Below are 20,866 nucleotides of genomic sequence, written 5' to 3' on the forward strand. Positions count from 1 at the left end.
GTGAGTACTCACTCACTTAGTCTGGTCGGCATGCCACCCCGTGCCGCCCCGCTGTCCGCCGAGGATCGCCGCGAGATGTTGATCCGGGCGACCCGGCCGCTGCTCTACGAGCACGGGCGGGGGGTGACCACGCGGCTGATCGCCGAGGCGGCGGGAGTCGCGGAGGGCACGATCTTCCGGGTCTTCGACTCCAAGGACGACCTGGTCGACGCGACCATCGCGCGCGCCTTCGAGCCGGGCGACGTGCTGCGCCGGCTCGACGAGATCGACCCCCGGTTGCCGCTGCGGGACAGGATGGTGGCGATGACCTCGATCCTGCAGCAGCGGTTCCTGGCGATCTTCGAGCTGATGCGGGCCCTGGGGGCGGTCGGCCCGCCGCACCACCTGCGCGATCGGCCCGAGATCGTCGAGGGCCTCGAGGACGTACGCCGCCGGCTGCTCGCGCTGATCGAGCCCGACGCGGACCGGCTCACCCTGCCGCCCGAGCAGGTGCTTCACGTGTGGCGCCTGCTGACCTTCGCCGGCTCCCACCGGGAGATCGCCGACAACGACCTGCTCACCCCCACCCGGATCGTCGACACCGTGCTCCACGGTGTCGAGAGGAGGGAGCCCTGATGCTCCGACAGCTGCTGCGCAGCTACCTGCGCCCCTACAAGGGCTGGCTCTCGGCGATCGTCGTGCTCCAGTTCACCGGCACCGCCGCGATGCTCTACCTGCCCAGCCTCAACGCCGACATCATCGACCAGGGCGTCGCCCGCGGCGACACCGGCAAGGTCGTCCAGCTCGGCGCCATCATGCTCGCCGTGGCGCTCGTGCAGGCCGCCTGCTCGATGACCTCGGCCTGGTTCGGCGGCCAGGCCGCGATGGCCTTCGGCCGCGACCTGCGCAAGGCCGTGTTCGGCCGGATCGGCAGCTTCTCGGCGCGTGAGGTCTCCACCTTCGGGGCCCCGTCGCTGATCACCCGCGCCACCAACGACGTCCAGCAGGTGCAGATGCTGGCGATGATGACCTGCCTGATGGCGGTGACGATCCCGATCATGATGGTCGGCGGCATCATCATGGCGATGCGCGAGGACTTCGGGCTGTCCTGGCTGGTGGTCGCGGTCGTGCCGGTCCTCTTCGTCTGCATCGGCGTCGTCGTCTCGCAGATGGTGCCGGCCTTCCGGCAGGTACAGGAGCGGCTCGACGACGTCAACCGCGTTCTGCGCGAGCAGATCACCGGCATCCGGGTGGTGCGGGCCTTCGTCCGCGAGCCGCAGGAGGTGCGCCGCTTCGAGCAGTCCAACGAGGACCTCACCGTCGTCTCGCTGCGCGCGGGCCGCTGGATGGCGGTCATGTTCCCGCTCGTCATGGGCGTCTCGAACGTCGCCAGCGTCGGCGTGATCTGGTTCGGCGGCCACCGCGTCGACGGCGGTCAGATGGAGGTAGGTGCGCTGACGGCGTTCCTGTCCTACCTGATGCAGATCCTGATGTCGGTGATGATGGGCACCTTCATGCTGATGATGATCCCGCGGGCCTCGGTCAGCGCGGACCGGATCGGCGAGGTGCTCGACACCGGCACCAGCGTCGTACCGCCCACGAACCCGATCACCGAGGTCTCGGTCGCGGGCCACCTCGACCTCGAGGGTGTCGGCCTCACCTACCCCGGCGCCGAGGCGCCGGTGCTGCGCGACGTCACCTTCTCGGCACGCCCCGGCCAGACCATCGCGGTGATCGGCTCCACCGGCGCCGGCAAGACCACGCTGGTCAACCTGGTGCCGCGCCTGCTCGACGCCACCGCCGGGGTGGTGCGCGTCGACGGCGTCGACGTCCGCGAGCTCGACCCCGAGCTGCTCTGGTCCCGGATCGGGCTGGTGCCGCAGCGCGCCTTCCTGTTCTCCGGCACCGTCGCCTCCAACCTGCGCTACGGACGGCCCGACGCGACCGACGACGAGCTGTGGGAGGCCCTCGAGATCGCCCAGGGCGCCGACTTCGTGCGCCAGATGCCCGAGCAGCTCGAGACGGCCGTCGCCCAAGGCGGTACGACGGTCTCCGGCGGCCAGCGCCAGCGCCTGGCCATCGCCCGGGCCTTGGTACGACGACCCGAGATCTACCTCTTCGACGACGCCTTCTCGGCGCTGGACGTCGCCACCGACGCCCGGCTGCGGGCCGCGCTGAAGCCGGTGACCCGCGACGCGACGGTGCTCATCGTCGCGCAGCGCATCGCCACCATCCGCGACGCCGACGTGATCCTCGTGCTCGAGGACGGCGAGGTCGTCGGGCAGGGCACCCACGACGAGCTGTTGCGGGACAACCCGACGTACCAGGAGATCGCCGCCTCGCAGGGCATCAAGGGAGAGGAGGTCATGGCATGAGCGAGACCCCGAAGAACGGCACCATGAAGCAGACCGAGCGGATCGTCCAGCAGGGCGGACCCGGCCGGGGCCCGATGGGAGGCATGGTCGGCCAGAAGGCCGACGACTTCGGCAGCTCCGCACGCCGCCTGCTCGCACGCCTGCGACCGGCCCGCGGCCGGGCGATCGCCGTACTCCTGCTCGGCATCGGCAGCGTCGCCTCGGTCGTCGTCGGCCCCTACCTCCTCGGCAAGGCGACGGACGCGGTGTTCAACGGCTTCATCGGCGGCCGCCTGCCCGAGGGCAGCACCAAGGCGGACGCCGTCGCCCGGGCGGAGGCGTCCGGCAACGACGGCCTCGCCGACTTCCTGCGCGGCCTCGACATCACACCGGGGCAGGGCGTCGACTTCGACAAGGTCGGCCACATCCTGCTCATCACGCTGCTGGTGTACGTCGGCGGGCAGGTGCTCGGCTGGCTGCAGGGCTACCTGGTCAACGACATCGTCCAGGCGACGGTCAAGCAGATGCGCACCGACGTGGAGGAGAAGATCCACCGGCTGCCGCTCGCGTACTTCGACAAGCAGCCGCGCGGCGAGCTGCTCAGCCGGGTCACCAACGACATCGACAACGTCGCGCAGAACCTGCAGCAGACGATGAGCCAGCTGCTCACCTCGCTGCTCATGGTCGTCGGCGTGCTCGGCGCGATGTTCTGGGTCTCCCCGCTGCTCGCGGTGATCGCGCTGGTGTCGGTCCCGATCGCGATGTTCGTGACCGGGCGGATCATGAAGCGCTCGCAGAGCCAGTTCATCAACCAGTGGCGCCAGACCGGCCGGCTCAACGCACAGGTGGAGGAGTCCATCTCGGGTCACGCGCTGGTGACCGTGTTCGGCCGCCGCAGTGCCGTGGAGGACGAGTTCGACTCCGCCAACGAGGAGCTGTACCAGTCGTCGTACCGTGCCCAGTTCATCAGCGGTCTCGTGATGCCGCTGATGATGCTGGTCGGCAACCTCAACTACGTCGTGATCGCGGTCGTCGGCGGGCTCCGGGTCACCTCGGGCGCGCTGTCGCTCGGTGACGTGCAGGCCTTCATCCAGTACTCCCGGATGTTCACCCAGCCGATCACCCAGATCGCGTCGATGGCCAACCTGCTCCAGTCCGGCGTCGCTTCGGCCGAGCGGGTCTTCGAGCTCCTCGACGCCGACGAGGAGGTCGCGCCGTCGTCGCTCTCCGCGACGCCCGAGCGGGTCGACACCCGCGGCGAGGTCGCCTTCGACGACGTGTCGTTCTCCTACGACCCTGACGAGCCGCTGATCGAGGACCTCTCGCTGGTCGCGCACCCCGGGCAGATGGTCGCGATCGTGGGGCCGACCGGCGCGGGCAAGACCACCCTGGTCAACCTGATCATGCGCTTCTACGAGCTCGACAGCGGCCGGATCACGCTCGACGGCACCGACATCGCCACGATGACCCGCGGCGAGCTGCGCAGCCGGATCGGGATGGTGCTCCAGGACACCTGGCTGTTCGAGGGCACCATCCGCGACAACATCGCCTACGGACGGCCGGACGCGACGGAGGAGGAGATCCGGGAGGCGGCGCGGGCGACGTACGTCGACCGGTTCGTGCACTCCCTGCCGGAGGGCTACGACACCAGGGTCGACGACGAGGGCTCGAACCTGTCGGCCGGCGAGCGGCAGCTGATCACCATCGCCCGCGCCTTCCTGGCCCAGCCGGCGCTGCTGATCCTCGACGAGGCGACCTCGTCGGTGGACACCCGCACGGAGCTGCTGCTGCAGCAGGCGATGGCGGCGCTGCGCACCGACCGGACGTCGTTCGTCATCGCGCACCGGCTCTCCACCATCCGCGATGCCGACCTGATCCTGGTCATGGAGCACGGCCGGATCGTCGAGCAGGGCTCGCACGCCGAGCTCCTCGAGCGCGACGGCGCGTTCGCCCGGCTGCACGCCGCGCAGTTCGCGGCCGCGACGGTATGACCCGGTGAGCCCGCGGGGAGCCCTTCTCGGGGCGGCGCTCCTCGTCCCGCTGCTGGTGGGGTGCAGTGGCTCGGAACCGGTTCTCGACCCGGACCTCCCGGCCGTCGAGGTGCGGGCGGTCCCGGGGCCGTCGTACGCCGAGCAGGTGCTGCTCGGCCGCCAGCACCTGCTGATCCACGTGCCCGGCCACACCACCAGGGTCGACCGCGGCTGGGAGGCGGTGTGGCGTCCCGACGGCTCGGTGGTCGTGCTCGGCTCACGCTGGGCCCGCGTGCTGGACCCAGCGACCGGGGAGTGGCGCTCGGGACGCGTCCGGATCGGCGAGTACGGCATCACCCCGGAGGCGCTGACCACGCTCGGCGGCCGTCGCCGCGGGGAGGGCCGGGTCGTCGTTCACGACGCGGCACTCGCCGCCTCCCGCAAGATCGTGATCCCGGAGTCGGCGGCCGAGTCCGACCAGATCGACGGCCCCGACGCGGAGTTCCAGCTGCACGGGAGGCCGTACACGCTGGGCGGCGTCACCTTCGTCGAGTGGGGCGTCAACAGCGAGTCCGACACCGTGACCGACCACGGGCTGTTCCGGGTCGAGGGGGAGCGGATCACCCAGGCGCTGCGCAACGAGCCGCTGGTGCGGCTGTGGCCCAGCCTCGACGGGTCGGCGCTGCTCGCGGTCATGCAGGACAACGGCGAGGACGAGGACTGCGGCGGCTGCCAGGTCGAGCAGAAGGTCGTCGAGCTCGACCCGGACACCGGGGGGATCGCCGCCGACTACGGCACGCCGCCCGGCTACACCCGGGACTGGCGGATCAGCTCCCTCGACAAGGTCGGCCGGGTCCTGGCGGTGCAGTACGTCGTGCGCGAGGGCGAGTCCGGCGGTCGCTACCAGACCTGGACGTACGACGGCTCGTGGCACCGCCAGGCCGCCTCGGGAGACACCCGCACCCGGTTCCAGGCCGGCGGGACGCTCACCTGGGCCGGCGACACCGGTGAGCCGAACCAGCCCTACGACCTGGTCTGGCACCCGTCCTCGGGGCCGGCCGAGGTGATCCGCGACCGGGCGACCCCGTGCCCGACCGACGACACGGACTGGACGGCCTGCCCGACCGTCTCGCTGCCCGGTTCGCTGTTGCCGCTCGAGTGACGGGCTCTGCCTCGGCTCAGCAGTCGAACTGGAAATAGGCAGGCTCACCGCCGGTGACGGCGATGGCACTGATCGGGGTGTCGTCGGTGACCTCGGCGGCGGGCGCGTCGAGCAGGAAGCCGAAGTAGGGGAGCCCGTCCTCCTCGCCCGGCGGGTAGACCGACGACTGGTCGTAGCCGTCCTCGACCGGCTTGGTGAGGGGCGAGAACGCGGCCTTGAGGTCGCCGTACGTCGAGCCGACCTGGATCCCGCCGTGCTCGGTCGCCGGGCCGGGCGCGGTCACCCAGAGCTGGGTGATCGTCGCGTCCTCGTCGGTGAGCACCCGCAGCCCCGCGCCGTCCGGGTCGTCCTTCCAGTGGATCAGCTCGCCCTCGCAGATCGCCGCACCGTCGGCGAACAGTCCGGTGGCCGCCCACTCCTCGCGGGTCATCCCCACCTGCGCGTCGCCGATCGCGCCCGGCCGGATCACCAGGGCCGGGAGCGCGGTGCTGGGCGCCGGGGTGGTCGGCGCCGGGGTGGTGGGCGCCGGGGTGGTCGGCGTCGCGGTCGGGGTGCTCTTCCGCGTCGGCGTCGTGTCCAGCGGGGGATCGTCGGACGAGCACCCGGTGAGGGCGATCAGCAGGGCGGCGGCGGCGATGAGCAGGCGGACCATGCTTCGTGCCTACCCGCGTGGACGGCGCCCCATGCGATCTGGCGGAGAATCCGCCGGATCGGCGACCAAGAGGTATGGGGTGCGCCAACAGTCAGCGGCGCAGCACCTTGCGTGCCAGCAGGTTCCCGCCGAGCTGGATGACCATCACGAACGCGACGAGGACCAGGATCGAGGCCCACATCACCACGTCGTCGAACTGGCGGAAGCCGAATCGCTGGGCGAACGAGCCCAGGCCCCCGCCGGCCACGACACCGGCGATGGCGGTCATGTCGACGATCGCGACGAACGCGAAGGTGAAGCCCAGGACCAGCGGCCCGAGGGCCTCCGGGACGAGGACCGTGAACGTGATCCGCGAGCGGCTGGCGCCCATGGCGCGGGCGGCCTCGATGACGCCGGGGTTCACGGTGACCAGGTTCTGCTCGACGATCCGGCTGATCCCGAAGGTCGCGGCGACGACGATCGCGAAGGTGGCGGCCGGCGTACCGATGCCGGTGCCGACGACCACCCGCGCCAAGGGCTGCAGCGCGGCCACGAAGATGACGAACGGGATCGGGCGGAAGAAGTTGACCGCCACGTTGAGCACGACCTGCAGCGGGCGGTTGGCGTAGAGGCCGCCCTTGCGGGTGAGGTAGAGACCGAGACCGAGCGCGAGCCCGAGCAGGCCGCCGAGCAGGAGCGCGGTGGTGGCCATGACCAGGGTCTCCCCGGCCGCCTGCCAGAACTCCGGCTGCAGGTCGCCGAGGCGGGTGTCGATCGCGTACGTCGTCATCAGGCGACCTCCGTCCACTCGATGAGGGGAGCGACCTCGGCCAGCGCCCGGTCGACCGCGGCGGGCTCGCCGGACAGGGCCAGGGTCAGGTTGCCGAAGGTGGTGCCCTGGACCTCCTCGATGCCGCCGTAGACCAGCTCGAAGGCCACGTCGTGGCGCAGGAAGGTCGCGAACACCTCGGACTGGCGCACGTCCTGCTGCCGGAACGCAAGCCGGACGAACCGGCCGTCGTGGCGCTCGCGCAGCGCCGCGACCACGTCGGGGGCGGGCAGGTCGTCGACGACGGTGCCGACGAAGCGCTTCGTCACCGGGTGCTGCGGGTCGGCGAACAGGTCGACCGCGCGGCCCTGCTCGACCACCCTGCCGTCCTCCATCACCGCGACCCGGTGCGCGATGCGTCGTACGACGTCCATCTCGTGGGTGATCAGCAGGATCGTGATGCCGAGCTCGCGGTTGACCCGCGCGAGCAGGTCGAGAACGTCGCGGGTGGTGTCGGGGTCGAGGGCACTGGTGGCCTCGTCGCCGAGCAGCAGCCGCGGCTCGGTCGCGAGCGCACGGGCGATGCCGACCCGCTGCTTCTGGCCGCCGGACAGCTCGCTGACCCGGGCGTGCGCCTTGTCGGCGAGGCCGACGAAGTGGAGCAGCTCGGAGATCCGCCGCTGCTGGTCCTTGCGGGGGATTCCGGCGACGGTCAGCGGGAACGCGAGGTTGCCCCACACCGTGCGCGACTCCATCAGGTTGAACTGCTGGAACACCATGCCGATGCCGCGGCGCAGGTCGCGCAGGCCCTTCTCGGGAAGCGTGGTGACGTCGACGCCGTCGACCACCACGCTGCCCGAGGTCACCGGCTCCAGCGCGTTGACGAGGCGGACCAGCGTCGACTTGCCGGCGCCGGAGTAGCCGATGATCGCGAAGATCTCGCCCGCCTCGACCCGCAGGTCGACGCCGTCGACCGCACGGTGCGCCGGGTCGCCGCGGCGGGCGCCGGGGAACTCCTTGACGACGCCGCGCAGCTCGACGAGCGGCTCGACCTGCGGCTCGCTCACTTCTGCTCGCGGATCTGCTTCTCGACGTCGTGCAGGCTCTTCTCGAGGTCGGCCTGGCCGATCGTGACGAACTCGGCGGTGCCGCCGGCGGCCTCGTCGACGCCGTCGAGCACTCCTTGCGTCTGCTGGTAGACCTCGACCAGCTTCTTCAGCGCCGGGTTGTCCTTGTCCTCGGCGCGCACGGCGAAGATGTTGACGTACGGGATCGCCTTGGGGTCGCTCGCGTCGTCCACGGCGATGGCGTCGTCGAACTGCAGCCCGGCGTCCTCGACGAAGTCGTTGTTGACGATCGCGGCCGCGACGTCGGGCAGGGAGGTCAGCGTCAGGTCGGCCTGCAGCGCCTTGACCTTGACCCGCGAGGCGGACTCGTCGACGTCGGCGACGGTCGAGAAGATCGAGCCGCCGTCCTTGAGCTTGATCAGGCCGGCCGACTGCAGCACGAGCAGGCCGCGGGCCTGGTTGGAGTCGTCGTCGGGGACGATCACGGTCTCGCCGTCGGGGATGTCCGCGACGTCGTCGTACTTCTGCGAGTAGAGGCCGAGGGGGTAGATCGCGGTCGCGCCGAGCGGCACCAGGTCGTCGTCGTTGGCGACGTTGTACTCGGCGAGGTAGACGATGTGCTGGAACTGGTTGGCGTCCAGCTCGCCCTCGGCCAGCGCCGGGTTCGGCAGCGGGTACTCCGCGAAGTCGCGGATCTCCAGCTCGATGCCCGCCTCCTTCGCGGCCTTCTCGAACGTCTTCCAGTACGGGTCGCTCGCGCCGACGGTGCCGAGCACCACCTTCACCGGGTCGCTCTTCGACAGCTCGGCAGTGCCGTCACCGCCGGTCGCGCGCCGGGTGTCGTCACCGTCGCGGGTGAGGAGGAAGATCGCCGCCGCGATGACGGCGAGCACGGCCACGGCCGCACCGATCACCAGCGGTAGCCGGGACTTCGGGGCCTCGATGAGGGGAGTCTGGTCGGACATGCCTGCCTTAATGCAACCAAACTGCTAGACATTCCCGGGGCGGGCGTTGCCTCCGTCACAGCTCGGTCGGGAGGCGGCCTGGGCCGCCAGCCGGACGTGGGTGTTGGCGGCGCCGTAGCCGTCGTACCCGCCCCGGCGCTCGAGCAGCTCGACGCAGAAGCCCTGGGGGAGCACGGGTGTGTAGGCGTGCAGCAGCTCGCCGTCGCCGGCGCGGTCGTAGAGGACGCCGTGCTCCCGCAGCTCCGCGAGCAGCGCGGGATCCAGGTCGAAGCGGGCGCCGAGGTCGGCGTAGTAGTTGTCCGGTACCGGCATGAGGGGTACGCCGGCCGCCCGCAGCCGGCGTACCTCCGCCAGCAGGTCGGCGCACCGGAAGGCGACCTGGACGACGCCCGACGGGAGCCGGGGGGCGGCGACGTCGGGCACGTTGACGACCAGTCGCAGGTCGCCTGTCGCGGGTCGGAAGGCGCGGCTGCGGACCCGGCCGTGCGGGTCGATGAACTCCTCGAGGGCCGCCGGTTCGAGGCCGAGCAGGGTGCGCAGGAAGGCGACCTCTTCGTTCAGCGCGCGGGCGGGTACGGCGACCCCGACGTGGTCGATGCCGAGCCAGCCGCGCTCCTCCGGCGGGGCCGCGCCGAAGTCGTGGCGCCAGTCGTCGGCCTCGCCCGCGGGGCCGCTGACGAAGACGGGCACACCCGCCGGGGAGGTGATGCCGGGCAGGCGGGTGTCGCCGGTGGTCCGCGCCACGGAGACGCTCGGCCAGAGCAGGGCGGCCGCGCGCTCGGCCACCTGGGCGACCGGTGCTGTGGCGATGCCGAGCGCGGGGCCGGTGGCGCCCGCGTCGACCAGCACCTCGGCGGCGCCGTGGCGCCAGCGGGCGACCGGCTTGTGGTGGTGCCAGCCGGCCAGCGTGAAGCCGAGCCGGGCGAGCAGGTCGTCGGTCGCGGGGCCGGCGGGGAGCTCGAGGAAGGCGGCGTCGGCACGCTCGGGTGCCGGCGGCGCGACGGGTACGGCGGTCGGGTCGCGGCGGGCCAGGTCGTCCTCGAGGTGGACCAGCGAGCGCAGCGCGTCGCGGGCGGTGGTGGCCGCAGGGGACTCCCGCACGACGTCGCTGAAGACCTCGAGGGACAGCGGGCCGTCGTACCCCGCGGCGAGGACGGCCTCGACCACTCCGGTCACGTCCATCGTCCCCTGGCCCGGGAAGCAGCGGTGGTGCCGGCTCCACTCGAGCACGTCCATGTCGAGCAGCGGGGCGTCGGCGACCTGGAGGAAGCCGATCCGGGCGCCGGGTACGCCGGCCAGCGCGCCGGCGTCGTCGCCGCGCGAGAGCAGGTGGAAGGTGTCGACCGCGAGGGTGACGGCGGGGTGGCCGGCCCGCTCGACGATGTCCCAGGCCCGGCCGACCCGGTCGACGTGACGGCCCCAGGCGAGCGCCTCGAAGGCGAGGACCTGCCCGCGCTCGGCGGCCAGGTCGCCCAGGACCGCCAGCTGGGCGGCCGACAGGGCGGGGTCGTCGATCGCGTCCGGCTGGACGTTGGAGCACAGCAGCACGACCGGTGCGCCCAGGGCAGCGGCGACGTCGAGCTTGCGGGCGACGCGTCGTACGACGGCCGGGAAGTCCGCAGGCCGCACGCCCTCGACGTCGCGCACCGGCTGGAACAGCTCGATCCGCAGGCCGAGGTCGGCGCACCTCCTCGCCACGTCCTCGGGACCCAACGGCGAGGCGACCAGGTCGTTGTCGAAGATCTCGACACCGTCGAAACCCGCCGCCGCGATGGTCTCGAGCTTGTCGGCGAGCAGGCCGGACAGGGAGACCGTTGCGATGCTGCGGCGCTTGGTCATGACGTCAGGTCCGCGAAGTGGCGGGCCATCCGGTCCGCGTCGGCCTGCCTGCCGGTGAACAGCTCGAAGGCGTCGACGGCCTGGCCGACCGCCATCCCACCACCGGGGACGACCCGGCAGCCACGCGAGCGGGCGAGCGCGATCAGCTCGGTCTCGAGCGGGAAGTAGACGACATCGGCCACCCACAAGCGCGGGTTCACCAGCGCCGGCGCGACGGGCAGCCCGGCGTGGCCGTGCATCCCGATCGGGGTCGCGTTGACCAGGCCCTGCGCCTCGGTGAGGGCCGTGGCGACGTCGTCGACCGGCGTGATCCGCTCGGCCGCGAACCTCTTGCCGAGCCGGATCGCGGCCGTCTCGGCCCGCTCGGCGTCGGCGTCGTGGATCGCGACGTGCGCGGCACCCTGGTCGAGCAACGCGTAGGCGACGGCGAGGCCGGCGCCCCCGGCGCCGACGACGACGGCGTGGTCGGTGACCGCGTCGGGCAGGGCCGAGCGGAACGCCCGCCCCCAGCCGGACCAGTCGGTGTTGTGGCCGACGAGCCGGCCGTCGCGGATCTGGACGGTGTTCACCGCGCCGAGGTCGTCGGCAGCCTGCGAGATGTCGTCCAGCAGCGGCAGCACCGCCTGCTTGAAGGGGTGGGTGAAGTTGAGCCCGTCGAAGCCGAACGCATGCGCCCACCGGATCAGCTCGGGCAGGTCCTCGACGCCGAACCCGCGCACCTCCGCGTCGATGCGCCGGTAGGTCAGCGCCACGCCGTGCGCCCGGCCCTCGCGCTCCTGCATCGCCGGGGTCAGCGAGCCGCCGATGCCGGCGCCGACCAGGCCGAGGGAGTACGACGCGCTCATCGCTGCTCCGCCAGGCGGTCTTCGGCCAGGTGCGCCACGTGCTCGACCGCCATCGCGTAGCCGCGGGCACCGCAGCCGGTGACGATCCCGTCGGCCACCTCGGCGACGTACGAGTGGTGCCGGAAGGCCTCGCGGCGGTGGATGTTGCTCAGGTGCACCTCCACGACCGGGCCGTCGACCACGGCGAGGGCGTCGCGGACCCCGACCGAGGTGTGGGAGAGGGCGGCCGCGTTGACGACCACGCCGGCCGCGCTGTGGCGCAGCTCGTGGATCGCGTCGACGAGAACGCCCTCGTGGTTGGTCTGGCGGAAGTCGAGGTCGTAGCCGAGCCGGTCGGCGGCCGCGTGGCAGAGCTTCTCGATCTCGGGGAGGGTGGTCGTGCCGTAGGCCCTCGGGTCGCGCTCGCCGAGCAGGTTGAGGTTGGGGCCGTTGAGGACGGCGATCACGCGTCGTGCGCTCATCGGGCCGGCTCCGGCACCGGGAGGGCGGCGCCGCGGGTCGTCGTACGGCCGACTTCGGCGGTGGGGACGCGGTGCGTGCCGGACGGGCCGGTGAGCACGGCGATAGCGGAGACGGCGCAGGCGGCGACCACGAAGCCGGCGACGCGGTACCAGTTGTCGGCGTCGCCGTCGAGCAGCCAGCCGGCGATCGTGGGTGTGAACCCGGCGAGGGCGAAGCCGAACTGGGTGCCGATCGCCATGCCGGACAGGCGGACCGACGTGGGGAAGTACTCGGCGTACGTCGCGGGCCACACGGCGTTGGGCATGCTGTAGACGACGCCGGCCAGGGCGATGCCGCTGATCAGGACGAGCGGCACGTCGTGCTGCGTGATCGACCAGAGGAAGAGCGTCACCAGGACGCTGCTGCCGATCAGGCCGGTGACGAAGACCGGCTTGCGGCCGATCCGGTCGGACACCGAGGCCCACAGCGGGATGGTGCCGACGGCGACGACGTTGGCGACGATCGCGAGCCAGAGCATGGTGGTCTTGCTGATCTCGATGCCGTAGTCCTCGGAGGTCGCGAGGTTGAGCGCGAGGACGGCGAACATGGTGTTCACGACCGCGACGAAGGCCGCGAAGAAGACCCGGACGACACCGGCCCAGTGGTCGCGGAAGAGCACCCCGAGCGGCGCCTTGGGCGTCTCATCGCGGGCGGCCTCGCGGTGGAACTCGGGCGTCTCGTCGAGGGTGCGGCGGATCAGGAAGCCGATCAGCACGACCGCGGCGCTCAGCCAGAACGGCACCCGCCAGCCCCAGCTGAGCAGCGCGTCCTCGGGGAGCACGGCGGCCAGCGGCAGGAACACGGCCGGGGCGAGGATCTGTCCGCCCTGGGTGCCGCTCAATGTGAAGCTCGTGAAGAACCCGCGCCGGTCGTCGGGTGCGTGCTCGAAGGACATCGAGTTGGCGCCGGCCTGCTCGCCCGCGGCGGAGAGGCCCTGCAGCAGGCGGAGCACGACGAGCAGCGCCGGGGCGAGCATCCCGACCTGGCCGTACGTCGGCAGGCAGCCGACCAGGAAGGTGGAGACGCCCATCAGCAGCAGCGTCCCGATCAGGATCCGCTTGCGACCGAGCCGGTCGCCGACGTGGCCCATGAAGAACGAGCCGATCGGGCGGGCGACGTACGCGACGCCGAAGGTCGCGAAGGAGGCGATGCTGGCCGCGGTCTCGTTGCCCTCGGGGAAGAAGATCTTGGGGAACACCAGGGCGGCGGCGGTGCCGTAGATCGCGAAGTCGTAGTACTCGAGCGCGCTGCCGCACCATGCCGCGAGTGCGGCCTTCCGCGGGGTGCGGACCGGGGCGAGGTCCTGGGCCATCTCGAACTGCCTTTCTCCGTCGCCTCCACTGTGGACGCGAACTGCGCAGGACGCTACGAGTGGCGCCGGTCACATGGCAATCGGTTGCCATTTCTTGCCATAGACTGCTGCCGTGGCAGTTCCGAAGCGGGTCACCATCACCGACGTCGCCGAGTCCGCGGGTGTCGCGACCTCCACCGTGTCGCGCGCGCTGAGCACCCCGGGCCGCGTCAACGCGACCACGCGCGAGCACATCCTCGAGGTCGCCGCCCGCCTCGGCTACGTGCCGAACCCGAGCGCCCGCGCGATGAGCTCGGGCCGCACCCACACCTACGCACTGCTCGTCCCCGACATCACCAACCCCTACTTCGCCGGCGCGATCAAGGGTGCGGAGCGCGCGGCCGCGGCGGCCGGCAAGACGCTGGTTCTCGGCGACACCCAGGAGAGCGCGGCCAAGGAGGGCGAGCTGATCGCCCGGCTGGGGCCGGCGGTCGACGGGATCGTGGTCGCGGCCGCCCGTGGCACCGACGACGACCTCGCCGCGGCGGGGGCGCGAAACCGCCTCGCTCTGGTGAACCGCACCCTCCCTGGGGTGCCCTCGGTCGTCGCCGACTACGACGCCGGCACCCGGCAGATCGTCGATCACCTGGTCTCGCTGGGGCACCGGTCCCTGGTGTTCCTCGGCGGGCCGCACGAGTCCTGGTCCGGCGCCCGGCGCTGGGCCGGCCTGCAGGCCGCCGCCGCGGACGCGGGCGTCGGCGCGCGCCGACTGGGCCCGTACCTGCCCACGCTCCAGGGTGGTCCCGCCGCCGCGGACGCGGCCCTCGCCGCCGGCGCGCACGCCGTCGTGTGCCACAACGACATGCTCGCCATCGGCGTGCTCCGGCGGCTGGCTGCGCGTCGTGTGCGCGTGCCCGAGGAGGTCAGCGTGGTCGGCTTCGACGACATGTTCGGCGCCGACTTCTGCCAGCCCGCGCTCACCACGCTCGCCGAGCGCACCGAGGACGCCGGCGCCTGCGCCGTCGAGCTGCTGCTTCGCCCGCCCTCCGGTACGCCGGCCTCGGTCGTCGTACCCACGCAGCTGCGGGTGCGCGAGTCGACCGGCCCGCGCCCTGGATCGCCTTCGTAAATGCCGTTGTGCGCGGCGGATCGGCGACCTACCGTTGTCGCACACGGGAAAGGAGGTGGTCCGAAGAATGAGTTCTTCCAGGACGCGTGAGGTGGCTGCCCGCTAGCAGCCCATGCAGTTCCGACGGGCTGCGCGCGAAACCAACGCAGCCACCCGACCCGCAGGTGAAACCGGGATCGTCCCCCGGCCCGGTCCGAGGACCGCACCTGCGGGTCGCTGCATTTTTGTCGCCCTCGCTGTCTCCCGCGTCACAGAAAGTTGCCGTCGTCAACCATCTGGCATATGGTTGATCTACGACAACCATTCGGGTGATGACGAGAAGAGATGACGACTCGATGACGAACGCTCCGTCGGCCACCGCCGAACCGGGCCAGATGACCCACCGCGAGATCCTGGAGGCCCTGACCGGGCTGCTGCTCGCGATGTTCGTGGCGATGCTCTCCAGCACCGTGGTGAGCAACGCCCTCCCCGCGATCGTGACCGACCTGCACGGCAGCCAGACCGGCTACACGTGGGTCGTGGTCGCGACGCTGCTGACCATGACGGCGACCACCCCGATCTGGGGCAAGCTCGCCGACCTGTTCAGCAAGAAGCTGCTGGTGCAGGTCGCACTGGTGATCTTCTCGGCCGGCTCGGTCGTCGCCGCGGTGGCGCCCAGCATGGGCGTGCTGATCGGCGCGCGCGCCTTCCAGGGACTCGGCGTCGGCGGTCTGACCGCACTGGTCCAGGTCGTTATCGCCTCGATGGTCTCGCCGCGTGAGCGCGGCCGCTACAGCGGCTACATCGGCGCCGTCTTCGCGACCGCGACGGTCAGCGGCCCGCTGCTCGGCGGCCTGATCGTGGACAGCCCGATGGGCTGGCGCGGCTGCTTCATCGTCGGCATCCCGATCGCCGCGATCGCCTTCGTCGTCCTCCAGAAGACCCTGCACCTGCCGACCATCAAGCGCGACGTCAAGATCGACTACCTCGGAGCCACCCTGATCATGGCCGGCATCAGCCTGATCCTGGTCTGGGTCAGCCTCGCCGGCACCAACTTCGACTGGATCTCCGGGATGTCCGCGGGGCTCGTCGTCGGCAGCCTGGCCCTGATCGGCGGCGCGCTGTGGGTCGAGGCCAAGGTCGCCAGCGAGCCCGTGATCCCGCTGCGCCTGTTCCGTGACCGCACCACCGCGCTGGCCACCGCCGCCTCGGTGATGATCGGTGTCGCGATGTTCGGCGCGACCGTCTACCTGAGCCAGTACTTCCAGCTCGCCCGCGGCATGAGCCCCACCGAGGCCGGTCTGATGTCGGTCTGCATGGTCGGCGGCCTGCTCGTCTCCAGCATCGTCAGCGGCCGGATCATCACCCAGACCGGTCTGTGGAAGCGCTGGCTGGTCGGCGGCATGATCTTCGTCATCGCCGGCATCGCCCTGCTCGGCACCATCGACGTCGACACCCCGCTGGTCGTCGTCGGCAGCTACATGGCGCTGGTCGGCATCGGCCTCGGCGCCACCATGCAGAACCTGGTCCTGTCGGTGCAGAACAACGTCGCCGTCGAGGACCTCGGCGCGGCCAGCTCGGTCGTCGCGATGTTCCGCTCCATCGGCGGTTCCGCCGGTGTCGCGGCCCTCGGCGCGGTGCTCGCCCACCAGGTCACCAGCGGCGTCACGAACGGCATCGAGGCACTCGTCCGGGCCGGGAAGATCAGCCAGGAGCAGCTCGCCGCGATGCAGCACTCCACCGGCGACATCCCCAAGCTGGCCGACCTCCCGGCCCCGATCCGGTCCCTCTACGAGGCCTCCTTCGGCGACGCGGTCGGTCACCTGTTCCTGGTCGCCGTGCCGTTCGCCGTGGTCGCCTTCCTGTGCATCCTGTTCATCAAGGAGGTCCCGCTGCGGACCTCCACCGGCCCGAGCGTCGCCGAGTCGGAGGTCGAGGCCGCCCTGGTCGCCAGCGGCGAGCCGGTCGACTACCCGGGCTACGAGGTGGAGGGTGCGGCCGCGAAGGGCGAGCGGCGATGACCGCGACGCTCGCCCGCGGCGAGGCGCTCAAGGACCTCGAGATCGAGGTCGGCGTGCTGATCCGCCGGGTACGCCGGGTGATCGGCGAGCGGGCCCGGGCGGTCCATCCCGACCTGCTGCCGTCGTCGTACCTCATGCTCAGCTACGTCCGTGACCACGGGCCGCTGCGCGCCTCGGCGATGTGCGCGGTCTTCGAGATCGACAAGGGCGCGATCAGCCGGCAGGTGCAGCACCTGATCGACCTCGGCCTGGTCGACCGGGCGCCCGACCCGGAGGACGGCCGGGCGACGCTGCTCAGCGTCAGCGAGGAGGGCGTACGACGCCTCGAGGCGGTCGCCGAGCAGCGCCGCGAGCAGCTCGCCGAGCGGTTGGGGGAGTGGCCGGTCGAGGAGCTCCAGGAGTTCGCGGTGTCCCTGCGGCGCTACAACGACGCGCTCGGCATCCCCGCCGATCGCTGACCTTCCAGGCCCGCGGCGGGCTCAGCGGATCCAGGCGGCGGTGTCCGGCGGCAGCACGCCGCCGGGCAGCGGCCCGCTGCTGATGAGCACCTCGCCCTCGGGCAGGGCGGCGGGGTAGGTCCCGGCGTTGAGGACGACGCTCACCCCCGCCCGTCGTACGACGAGCACGTCGCCGTCCACGTGCGCGACCGTCTCCTCGTCGGCGCCGGCGAAGACCTCGCGTCGCGCGGTGAGTGCGCGCTTGTAGAACGCCAGGGTCGAGTCGGGGTCGGCGTCCTGGGCCGCGACCGTCAGCGGCGCCCAGTCGGCGGGCTGGGGGATCCACGGCTGGGTGCCGGCCGGCCCGCCGAAGCCGTACGGCGGCGCGTCGCCCGACCACGGCAGCGGCACCCGACAGCCGTCGCGGCCGGGCTTGCCGGTGCGGAACCAGGACGGGTCCTGCCGCGCCTCGGGCGGCACGTCGACCTGCTCGAGGCCGAGCTCCTCCCCCTGGTAGAGGTACGCCGACCCGGGCAGCGCCAGCATCGCCAGCGTGGCCGCGCGGCCGCGGGCGAGGCCGACCGGACCGCCGCCGTACCGGGTCGGGTGCCGCTCCACGTCGTGGTTCGACAGCACCCAGGTGGGCGCCGATGCGGCCGCGGCGACGGCGGCGATCGAGTCGTTGACGACCTCGGCGAACGCCTCGGCCGACCACGGGGTGCCGAGCCAGCCGAAGTTGAACGCCTGGTGCAGCTCGTCGGGACGGATGAACATCGCCATCGACGCGGCGGTCTGGGTCCACGCCTCGGCGACGGCCATCCGGTCGCCGGGGTAGGAGTCGAGCACCTCGCGCCAGCGCCGGTAGACGTCGTGCACCTCGGGCTGGTCCCACATCGGCTCGTCGTTGAGGACCCGCTCGACCATGGACTCAGCCGACTTCTTCGCCTTCTTCGGCCGGACCTGGTCGCGCAGCGAGGCCTCCTTGTAGAGCCCGTGCGCGACATCGACCCGGAACCCGTCGACCCCGCGGTCGAGCCAGAACCGCAGCACCCCCTCGAACATGTCGCCAACCTCCGGGTTGCGCCAGTCGAGGTCGGGCTGGGAGGTGTCGAAGAGGTGGAGGTACCACTCGCCGTCCGGCACCCGCGTCCACGCGGGCCCGCCGAAGATCGAGTCCCAGTTGTTGGGCGGCTCGGCGCCGTCCTTCCCCCGTCCCGGGCGGAAGATGTAGCGGGCCCGCTCCTTCGATCCCGGAGCCGCGGCCAGCGCGGCTCGGAACCAGGCGTGCTGGTCGGAGGTGTGGTTCGGGACCAGGTCGACGATCACCCGCAGGCCGAGCCCGTGGGCGGTCTCCAGCAGCCGGTCGATGTCATCGAGGGTGCCGAAGAGCGGGTCGACGTCGGTGTAGTCGGCGACGTCGTAGCCGTGGTCCTTCTGCGGTGAGGTGTAGAACGGCGTGATCCACAGCGCGTCGACGCCGAGCTCGCGCAGGTACGGCAACCGCGAGGTGATGCCGGGCAGGTCGCCGATCCCGTCGCCGGGCGCCGGCATCGCGTCGGCGAAGCTGCGGACGTACACCTGGTAGACGACGGCGTCGTACCACCACGGGTGGCTCCGCTCGGGGCCGCTCACCGGAAGGCCTCCGGGTCGACGGTGATCCAGGTGTGCTCGGCGGTCGCGACCACCTCGTCGTGGGGGCCGTAGATGGTCGCCGCGGTGAACGTCCTGCGGCCGTCGATGCCGCGCAGCTCGCCGACGACGACGTACCGCTCCGAGGTCCGCGGCAGGCTGAGCAGCTCGGCGGTCATCTGGCCGAGCACGGACGGCCGGCCCTCGAGGTCGCTGGCCCAGCCGCCCGGGCAGTCGAGCGCGGCCCAGGCGATCGGCACCGCGCTCTCGTACGGCGTCCAGGTGGCCGCGACCCGCTGGTCGTCGGCGTCGCCCGGGGCGACCGTTCCGGCGAAGATCCGCAGCCCGTCGCCGACCCGGCGGTCCGGCCCGCAGGCGAAACAGGTGGGGAAGGGGTGCGAGCGGTGGCCCAGGTAACGGGTCTCGGCCTCCGCGGCGGCCGCGGCCGAGACCGGCGCGACCGGGACCGGCCGGGTCTCGGCGTACACCGCCTCGGCGACGGCCTGCCCGTCGCGGGTGAGCGTCGCCCCGGCCGCGGTCGCGAGCACCGGCATCGGTACGTCGAGCGGTGGGGGCAGGCGCAACGTGACGGTGACCGCCGTACCGATGCCCTGGGCCGGCAGCGTGGCGGCGAGGGCTCCGCAGGTCCAGCCGCCGTTGCCGGAGCGGGGCGGTCCGTTGAAGCGGTGGGGGACGATCAGGGGCGGCAGCGAGGAGGACGCGGTCACCGGTCCAGCATTGCAGGCCGCTGGTTCGCGGCCTTTCTCTTAATGGGTCAGAATAGGCGGGTGAGCGATCTCATCGACACCACCGAGATGTACCTCCGCACGATCTACGAGCTGATCGAGGAGGGCATCGTCCCGCTGCGGGCGCGCATCGCCGAGCGCCTGCACCAGAGCGGGCCGACGGTGTCGCAGACGGTGGCCCGCATGGAGCGTGACGGCCTGCTGACCGTCGAGGGCGACCGGCACCTGGAGCTCACCGACGAGGGCACCCGCCTCGCGACCCGCGTGATGCGCAAGCACCGCCTGGCCGAGCGCCTGCTCACCGACGTGATCGGCCTCGACTGGGAGCTGGTCCACGAGGAGGCGTGCCGCTGGGAGCACGTCATGTCCGAGACCGTCGAGCGCCGCCTGATCGAGCTGCTCGGCCATCCGACCGAGTCGCCCTACGGCAACCCGATCCCGGGCCTCGGCGAGCTCGGCCAGGACGCCCTCGGCGAGAACTTCATGGCCGACGTCGAGCCGCTCTCCAAGGCTGCCGGGCCCGAGACCGCCCGCGCCGTCGTACGCCGCATCTCCGAGGAGATGCAGAAGGACGACTCGCTGATGAGTGCGATGCGCCGGGTCGGCGCGCTGCCCGACAAGACGATCACGATCCAGGCCACCGCCGACGGCGTGCTCGTGGGTGCCGGCGGAGAGACCGCCGAGATCTTCCCGGAGGCGGCCGACCACATCTTCGTCAAGAAGCTCTGAGCCGCACGTCGGCGAGCGCGGTCAGCCACTCGCTCGTCCCCGCCTCCACCTTGTGGGTGGCCAGGTCGTCGCCGCGGGTCGCGCCGCGGTTGAGGATGACGATGTCGATGCCGCGCTGCGCGGCCCGGCGCACGAACCGCAGCCCGCTCATCACGGTCAGGCTCGACCCGGCGACGAGCAGCGTGCCGCCGGTCGCGGCGAGGGCCTCGACCGCGGCGTAGCAGCGCTCGACCCGCGGCTTCGGGACGTTCTCGCCGAAGAACACGACGTCCGGCTTGAGCGGGCCGCCGCAGTCCGCGCAGGCGGGGACGACGAAGTCCGCGGTCTCCTCGAGGTCGACGTCGCCGTCGGGGCGCACGGTGACGTCCGCGTGCCGGGCGGCCCAGCCGGGATTGGCGTCCTCGAGCCGCTGCTGGAGCGTGGCCCGGGGCGTCGTACGACGGCACGCCAGGCAGACCACGTCGGCGATCCGGCCGTGCAGTGCGACGAGGTCACGGGTACCGGCCGCCTCGTGGAGGCCGTCGACGTTCTGGGTGACGACCAGGTCGGCCCCGAGCGCGGCGACGGCGCGGTGCCCGGCATTGGGCTCGGCGCGGCGCATCCGGGACCAGCCGAGGTGGCTGCGTGCCCAGTACCGCTGCTGTGCCGCCGGCCCGGACACGAACTCCTGGTAGGTCATCGGCATCCGCGCCGGCGCGCCCGGGCCGCGGTAGTCGGGGATGCCCGAATCGGTGGACAGGCCGGCACCGGTCAGCACGACGAGTGGGCCGGACGCGCAGCGCTCGAGCGCGGGGTCGCGTCGGCCGACGAGCGTCACCGCTCC

The 20,866-nt window shown here is 72.0% G+C and carries 19 protein-coding genes; 8 read left to right on the forward strand and 11 right to left on the reverse strand.

The features are described 5' to 3' along the window. Positions 1 to 30 precede the first annotated feature (30 nt). The 4 genes from QI633_RS03365 (at position 31) to QI633_RS03380 (ending at position 5,465) form a co-directional block, all read left to right on the forward strand. Complete coding sequence (locus QI633_RS03365; protein ID WP_282428072.1) at positions 31 to 615, forward strand: TetR/AcrR family transcriptional regulator; 585 nt, start codon at positions 31 to 33, stop codon at positions 613 to 615. Continuing rightward, positions 615 to 2,354, forward strand: a complete 1,740-nt coding sequence (locus QI633_RS03370) for an ABC transporter ATP-binding protein (RefSeq protein WP_282428073.1) — start codon at positions 615 to 617, stop codon at positions 2,352 to 2,354. The genes QI633_RS03365 and QI633_RS03370 overlap by 1 nt, the downstream gene beginning before the upstream one ends. Positions 2,355 to 2,428: 74 nt before the next feature. Continuing rightward, a complete protein-coding gene (locus QI633_RS03375) occupies positions 2,429 to 4,324 on the forward strand; it encodes an ABC transporter ATP-binding protein (protein WP_282429278.1) in 1,896 nt (631 codons plus the stop codon). A 4-nt stretch (positions 4,325 to 4,328) separates the two neighbouring features. Continuing rightward, complete coding sequence (locus tag QI633_RS03380) at positions 4,329 to 5,465, forward strand: hypothetical protein (RefSeq protein WP_282428074.1); 1,137 nt, start codon at positions 4,329 to 4,331, stop codon at positions 5,463 to 5,465. A 16-nt stretch (positions 5,466 to 5,481) separates the two neighbouring features. Here the strand turns inward: QI633_RS03380 and QI633_RS03385 are convergent, their stop codons facing one another. From QI633_RS03385 to QI633_RS03420, 8 genes are all read right to left on the reverse strand, one after another. Beyond that, entirely contained in the window at positions 5,482 to 6,117 is a 636-nt protein-coding gene (locus tag QI633_RS03385) for a hypothetical protein (RefSeq protein ID WP_141800380.1), read from the reverse strand. Between the two features lie 91 nt (positions 6,118 to 6,208). Then, positions 6,209 to 6,886 carry an ABC transporter permease subunit gene (locus QI633_RS03390; RefSeq protein WP_141800379.1) on the reverse strand — a complete coding sequence of 226 codons (678 nt, stop codon included), beginning with the start codon at positions 6,884 to 6,886 and terminating at the stop codon, positions 6,209 to 6,211. Beyond that, a complete protein-coding gene (locus tag QI633_RS03395; protein WP_282428075.1) occupies positions 6,886 to 7,932 on the reverse strand; it encodes a methionine ABC transporter ATP-binding protein in 1,047 nt (348 codons plus the stop codon). The genes QI633_RS03390 and QI633_RS03395 overlap by 1 nt, the downstream gene beginning before the upstream one ends. Beyond that, complete coding sequence (locus QI633_RS03400) at positions 7,929 to 8,897, reverse strand: MetQ/NlpA family ABC transporter substrate-binding protein (RefSeq protein ID WP_282428076.1); 969 nt, start codon at positions 8,895 to 8,897, stop codon at positions 7,929 to 7,931. Before QI633_RS03400 ends, QI633_RS03395 begins: the two co-directional genes overlap by 4 nt. A gap of 24 nt (positions 8,898 to 8,921) precedes the next feature. Beyond that, complete coding sequence (locus QI633_RS03405) at positions 8,922 to 10,736, reverse strand: sugar phosphate isomerase/epimerase and 4-hydroxyphenylpyruvate domain-containing protein (RefSeq protein WP_282428077.1); 1,815 nt, start codon at positions 10,734 to 10,736, stop codon at positions 8,922 to 8,924. After that, positions 10,733 to 11,581, reverse strand: a complete 849-nt coding sequence (locus QI633_RS03410) for a shikimate dehydrogenase (protein ID WP_282428078.1) — start codon at positions 11,579 to 11,581, stop codon at positions 10,733 to 10,735. The genes QI633_RS03405 and QI633_RS03410 overlap by 4 nt, the downstream gene beginning before the upstream one ends. Then, on the reverse strand, positions 11,578 to 12,042 hold the full coding sequence (gene aroQ / locus QI633_RS03415; protein ID WP_282428079.1) for a type II 3-dehydroquinate dehydratase: 465 nt from the start codon (positions 12,040 to 12,042) through the stop codon (positions 11,578 to 11,580). The genes QI633_RS03410 and aroQ overlap by 4 nt, the downstream gene beginning before the upstream one ends. Next, positions 12,039 to 13,394 carry an MFS transporter gene (locus QI633_RS03420; RefSeq protein WP_282428080.1) on the reverse strand — a complete coding sequence of 452 codons (1,356 nt, stop codon included), beginning with the start codon at positions 13,392 to 13,394 and terminating at the stop codon, positions 12,039 to 12,041. The genes aroQ and QI633_RS03420 overlap by 4 nt, the downstream gene beginning before the upstream one ends. Before the next feature lie 112 nt (positions 13,395 to 13,506). Between QI633_RS03420 and QI633_RS03425 the strand changes: the two genes are divergently transcribed. From QI633_RS03425 to QI633_RS03435, 3 genes are all read left to right on the forward strand, one after another. After that, a complete protein-coding gene (locus QI633_RS03425; protein WP_282428081.1) occupies positions 13,507 to 14,502 on the forward strand; it encodes a LacI family DNA-binding transcriptional regulator in 996 nt (331 codons plus the stop codon). A gap of 335 nt (positions 14,503 to 14,837) precedes the next feature. Then, positions 14,838 to 16,502, forward strand: a complete 1,665-nt coding sequence (locus QI633_RS03430; protein WP_260806524.1) for an MDR family MFS transporter — start codon at positions 14,838 to 14,840, stop codon at positions 16,500 to 16,502. Further along, positions 16,499 to 16,960, forward strand: coding sequence for a MarR family transcriptional regulator (locus tag QI633_RS03435; RefSeq protein WP_282428082.1), 462 nt, complete (start codon positions 16,499 to 16,501; stop codon positions 16,958 to 16,960). Before QI633_RS03430 ends, QI633_RS03435 begins: the two co-directional genes overlap by 4 nt. Before the next feature lie 21 nt (positions 16,961 to 16,981). Here QI633_RS03435 and QI633_RS03440 read toward each other — a convergent pair whose 3' ends face one another. Further along, a complete protein-coding gene (locus tag QI633_RS03440; RefSeq protein WP_349016714.1) occupies positions 16,982 to 18,571 on the reverse strand; it encodes a glycoside hydrolase family 13 protein in 1,590 nt (529 codons plus the stop codon). After that, positions 18,568 to 19,296: a hypothetical protein gene (locus QI633_RS03445; RefSeq protein ID WP_141800370.1), complete on the reverse strand. Its 729-nt coding sequence runs from the start codon at positions 19,294 to 19,296 to the stop codon at positions 18,568 to 18,570. The genes QI633_RS03440 and QI633_RS03445 overlap by 4 nt, the downstream gene beginning before the upstream one ends. 60 nt (positions 19,297 to 19,356) lie before the next feature. On the opposite strand from QI633_RS03445, the gene QI633_RS03450 reads away from it, so the two are divergent. Next, positions 19,357 to 20,043, forward strand: coding sequence for a metal-dependent transcriptional regulator (locus tag QI633_RS03450; RefSeq protein ID WP_141800369.1), 687 nt, complete (start codon positions 19,357 to 19,359; stop codon positions 20,041 to 20,043). Here the strand turns inward: QI633_RS03450 and QI633_RS03455 are convergent. Further along, on the reverse strand, positions 20,030 to 20,860 hold the full coding sequence (locus tag QI633_RS03455; protein ID WP_282428083.1) for a Sir2 family NAD-dependent protein deacetylase: 831 nt from the start codon (positions 20,858 to 20,860) through the stop codon (positions 20,030 to 20,032). The two genes, QI633_RS03450 and QI633_RS03455, sit on opposite strands and share 14 nt — an antisense overlap. Positions 20,861 to 20,866 lie beyond the last annotated feature (6 nt).

The organism is Nocardioides sp. QY071 (assembly GCF_029961765.1).
Lineage (GTDB): Bacteria > Actinomycetota > Actinomycetes > Propionibacteriales > Nocardioidaceae > Nocardioides.

What these genes read in the sequence shown, in the direction of transcription:
- QI633_RS03435 (WP_282428082.1), top strand. Translation starts at nt 16,499, where the DNA reads ATGACCGCGACGCTCGCCCGCGGCGAGGCGCTCAAGGACCTCGAGATC.
- QI633_RS03365 (WP_282428072.1), top strand. Translation starts at nt 31, where the DNA reads ATGCCACCCCGTGCCGCCCCGCTGTCCGCCGAGGATCGCCGCGAGATG.
- QI633_RS03385 (WP_141800380.1), bottom strand. Translation starts at nt 6,117, where the DNA reads ATGGTCCGCCTGCTCATCGCCGCCGCCGCCCTGCTGATCGCCCTCACC.
- QI633_RS03420 (WP_282428080.1), bottom strand. Translation starts at nt 13,394, where the DNA reads ATGGCCCAGGACCTCGCCCCGGTCCGCACCCCGCGGAAGGCCGCACTC.
- QI633_RS03400 (WP_282428076.1), bottom strand. Translation starts at nt 8,897, where the DNA reads ATGTCCGACCAGACTCCCCTCATCGAGGCCCCGAAGTCCCGGCTACCG.
- QI633_RS03370 (WP_282428073.1), top strand. Translation starts at nt 615, where the DNA reads ATGCTCCGACAGCTGCTGCGCAGCTACCTGCGCCCCTACAAGGGCTGG.
- QI633_RS03390 (WP_141800379.1), bottom strand. Translation starts at nt 6,886, where the DNA reads ATGACGACGTACGCGATCGACACCCGCCTCGGCGACCTGCAGCCGGAG.
- aroQ (WP_282428079.1), bottom strand. Translation starts at nt 12,042, where the DNA reads ATGAGCGCACGACGCGTGATCGCCGTCCTCAACGGCCCCAACCTCAAC.
- QI633_RS03375 (WP_282429278.1), top strand. Translation starts at nt 2,429, where the DNA reads ATGGGAGGCATGGTCGGCCAGAAGGCCGACGACTTCGGCAGCTCCGCA.
- QI633_RS03405 (WP_282428077.1), bottom strand. Translation starts at nt 10,736, where the DNA reads ATGACCAAGCGCCGCAGCATCGCAACGGTCTCCCTGTCCGGCCTGCTC.
- QI633_RS03430 (WP_260806524.1), top strand. Translation starts at nt 14,838, where the DNA reads ATGACGAACGCTCCGTCGGCCACCGCCGAACCGGGCCAGATGACCCAC.
- QI633_RS03410 (WP_282428078.1), bottom strand. Translation starts at nt 11,581, where the DNA reads ATGAGCGCGTCGTACTCCCTCGGCCTGGTCGGCGCCGGCATCGGCGGC.